3 protein-coding genes are annotated in these 3,455 nt (G+C 69.8%); 1 reads left to right on the plus strand and 2 read right to left on the minus strand.

The genetic code is table 11. The features are described from left to right. Window positions 1-948, plus strand: a 948-nt coding sequence (locus RIF68_RS31360) for a non-reducing end alpha-L-arabinofuranosidase family hydrolase (RefSeq protein ID WP_309054652.1), incomplete at its 5' end; no start/stop codon positions are given. Between the two features lie 47 nt (window positions 949-995). Here the strand turns inward: RIF68_RS31360 and RIF68_RS31365 are convergent. Both RIF68_RS31365 and RIF68_RS31370 read right to left on the minus strand, forming a co-directional pair. Then, entirely contained in the window at window positions 996-1,409 is a 414-nt protein-coding gene (locus RIF68_RS31365) for a hypothetical protein (protein WP_309054653.1), read from the minus strand. A gap of 169 nt (window positions 1,410-1,578) precedes the next feature. Next, a complete protein-coding gene (locus RIF68_RS31370) occupies window positions 1,579-3,087 on the minus strand; it encodes a DUF4246 domain-containing protein (protein WP_309054654.1) in 1,509 nt (502 codons plus the stop codon). Window positions 3,088-3,455 lie beyond the last annotated feature (368 nt).

A 3,455-nucleotide genomic window follows, 5' to 3' on the forward strand; every position in this document is an offset into this window, starting at 1 on the left:
CTCGTCAAGGTCGCCGGCGGCACCCCCGGCACGTGCGCCCTCCCCTCGACGTACCGCTGGGCCTCGACCGGCGCGCTGGCGCAGCCCAAGGCGGGATGGGCCTCGCTCAAGGACTTCACCGTCGCGCCGTACAACGGAAGGCATCTCGTCTACGCGACGACGCACGGTGCCGCGGGAACGGGTGCGGGCTGGGGTTCGATGAACTTCAGCCCCTTCACCGACTGGCCGGAGATGGCCTCGGCGAGCCAGAACACGATGTCGAGTTCCGTCGTCGCGCCCACGCTCTTCCACTTCGCGCCGAAGAACATCTGGGTGCTCGCCTACCAGTGGGGCAGGACCGCCTTCTCGTACCGGACGTCGACCGATCCCACCAATCCGAACGGCTGGTCGGCGGAGCGGGAGCTCTTCTCCGGAAGCATCGCCGGCTCGGACACCGGTCCCATCGACCAGACGCTCATCGCCGACGGGACGAACATGTACCTGTTCTTCGCCGGTGACAACGGCAAGATCTACCGGGCGAGCATGCCGATCGGGAACTTCCCCGGCAGTTTCGGCTCGTCCTACACGACGATCATGAGCGACACGAAGAACAACCTGTTCGAAGCCCCCCAGGTGTACAAGCTCCAGGGCCAGGACCGCTACCTCATGATCGTCGAGGCCATCGGCGCGGAGGGCCGGTACTTCCGCTCGTTCACGGCCACCAGCCTGAACGGCACGTGGACCCCCCAGGCCGCGACCGAGAGCAATCCCTTCGCCGGCAAGGCCAACAGCGGCGCCACCTGGACCAACGACATCAGCCACGGAGAGCTGATCCGCACGAGCGCCGATCAGACCTTCACGGTCGATCCCTGCAACCTGCGGTTCCTCTACCAGGGACGCGACCCGAGGTCCGGCGGCGACTACGGCCAGTGGCCCTACCGGCCGGGCCTGCTGACGCTGCAGCGCTGACGGCGTGACAACGGCCCGTCTCCCGCGCGGAGGCGGGCCGCTGCCCCTCAGGCCGCGATGCGGAGCAGTATGGCGGCCAGCTGCCGCACCGCGCCCTCGGCCTCGGCGAACTGACCGGGCGTCGGATGCGTGGTGTCGAAGTTCCGTCCACCGTCCGACGGCAGGGCCCGCCAGTGGAGAACCGGCGACAGAGCCTCGATGCAGGCGGCGAGGAACCACGCGAGGCGACCGTGGGTGCGGGCCAGGGTGATCGCCAGCGCGGCCAGGACTTCGCGCAGGTGCGCCAGCCGCTCCAGGTCGGTGAGGGCTTCCTGGGCACCGGCGCGACCGACCGCCTCGTGGAGGCGGGTCGCCGTGGCGAGCGCCAGGTCCCGGTCGCCGGGTGTCAGGTCCCACACCTGCTCGCGGAGCTGCTGCTCCGCCTCTTCGATCAGCGCTCCGACCGCAGTCTGTACTCCCATGTCCTCACGATATTGCCACAACCCGCCCGACAACTCCCCGCCGTCTTCACACGCGAATGGTACGGCCCCCAAGAGGCCCGGCTCCTCGGGCGTACGGGCCCGTCGGGACCGCTCCTTCGGACCGGGCCGACGGGCCGGCCGTCTCCGGGGCCCCAGCCACCGGAGAGCGTCAGTGCTCGCAGAGGGAGAACTCGCGCTCGTAGAGCTGCTCGTTGTGTTCGTCCACGAAGAACTTGCGCTCCCGCATGAGCTGTTCGCGGAAGTCCTCGGCCTGTTCGAGCGTCATGGTCGAGGTGTCGGACCAGGGCTGCTGGGGAGGCACGTCGGAGGTCGAGACGATCGTCTCCGACGGATCGACCAGGAAGAACGCCAGGATCTTGCGATGGCCGGGGCGACTGGGATCCGCCAGGCGGAAGGAATCGACCCGGTGCTGCAGGACGTTCGGGAACGCCAGGCAGCGCCCCGCCGGGGTCGCGACCGACCCCAGCACCTGGTTCAGCGTGTCCTCGTTCTCCAGCCCGTAGACCTCGCGCACACCGTTGTCGTCGTTCTGCTCGTACTCCGGGTCGTCGAGCGCCGCCCGGAAACCGAGGCGGCTCTCGGTGATGTTCTCGCTGTCCCAGTAGAAGATGCCGGTGGAGACGATCCGCTCGTTCAGCATCCCCTCGACGTGCCAGGAACCGCCGGCGTACTCCGGCTTCTCCGGGGTGAGGTGCAGCGTGGCGAGCTTAACGATGACCTGGAGGCGGCGGCCGCGCAGGTCGACGCGGGCCGAGGCGTCGAGCGGCTCGGGCGCGGTGAAGGCGGGGGCGTCGGGGACCACCGGACTGCGGTTCTCCCACCAGTCGTCCATGGCCGTCTCCCAGGCCCGGACGGCCTCCCGGTAGGCGGCGTCGTCGCTGTGGGCGGAGGCGTCCGGGCGCTCCGGCTCGGAGTCGTACCACCCGTAGGGGTCGGCCTCGATCCGCGGGGGCCGCGGGTGGCGCAGATCGGTGAGGACGTTCTCCAGCAGCGGCCGGAAACGCGCGAAGACCTCCGGCAGGACGGAGAGCAGCGCACGGTGCTTCTCGGGATGGACGTTGTTGACGTACGAACGGAAGGTGGCCTCGCCGTCCGCACTGATGTCGACGTCGGTGGGCAGCCACTGGAACCTCTCCGAGAACTCGTACTTCGAGTAGTGGTTGGTCGGGTTCCGCCACGCCCGCTCGGGCCCCCCGCTCACCTCTCTGACGAGGCAGAACAGTGACGGGTGCACCAGATCCAGGACCTGCCCGCCGGATCCGGGATGCCAGTCCTTCTCCTCGTCCGGGACCTCTTCCAGCACCCGGACCGCCTCGCGCAGGCGGGACCTGAGCTCGTCGTCGACCAGGGTGTCCGACTGCCACACCCCGTCGACGCCGGACACCTCCATGCCGGTCCGCTCGTCCCGGAGCCCGGCGTAGTGCGCGAGCTCGTCGAGCACGTAGCGGACCTGCGCCTCGGTGAGTCCCTGGTCGAGCGCTTCCCGCGTCCATCTGGCGACGATCCCGGCGTCGTTCATCTTGTCGAACCATCCGGGCTTCTCGCGTATGTGCGCGCTACACCGGATCATCTGGCGTTCCCGCACCGTTCGGGGTGTCGCGAACGGCAGGGAGCGGGACGTGTGAAAGGGCAGCGGGAAGGCGGGCAGGCCGGACAACTCTTCTGATCCTCCAGGTCGGTGTGCGGTGGCCGGAAGGATACGTGAGCGCACCGACACCGCCGCCGTGGCCCCTGTGACGGCCGGCCCGGACGCCGGGCGGCCGGCGCGGTCCGCCGATCGGGTGCGGACGGTTTCGTACGGCACGGTTGACGGCCGCCGAGGCGGGCAGCCGGACTGTGAGACACGTACGGAACCGAACGAGGAGTCCCCGATGCAGAGCGCACCCGAGCCGGAACTGCCCGATCCCGTGCCGTCCGACCCCGACGCGGTGACGCCGGACCTGCCCGCCCCGGGACCGGAGGCACCCGACATACGGATCGCCCGGCCCGAGCAGCCCCGGACCGAGGAGAGCGCCGACGGCGCGG

It is taken from the genome of Streptomyces sp. (assembly GCF_031178505.1).
Classification (GTDB): domain Bacteria; phylum Actinomycetota; class Actinomycetes; order Streptomycetales; family Streptomycetaceae; genus Streptomyces; species Streptomyces gulbargensis.

Excerpts from the sequence above, each read along its gene's own strand:
- RIF68_RS31365 (WP_309054653.1), bottom strand. The coding sequence starts at position 1,409 with ATGGGAGTACAGACTGCGGTCGGAGCGCTGATCGAAGAGGCGGAGCAG.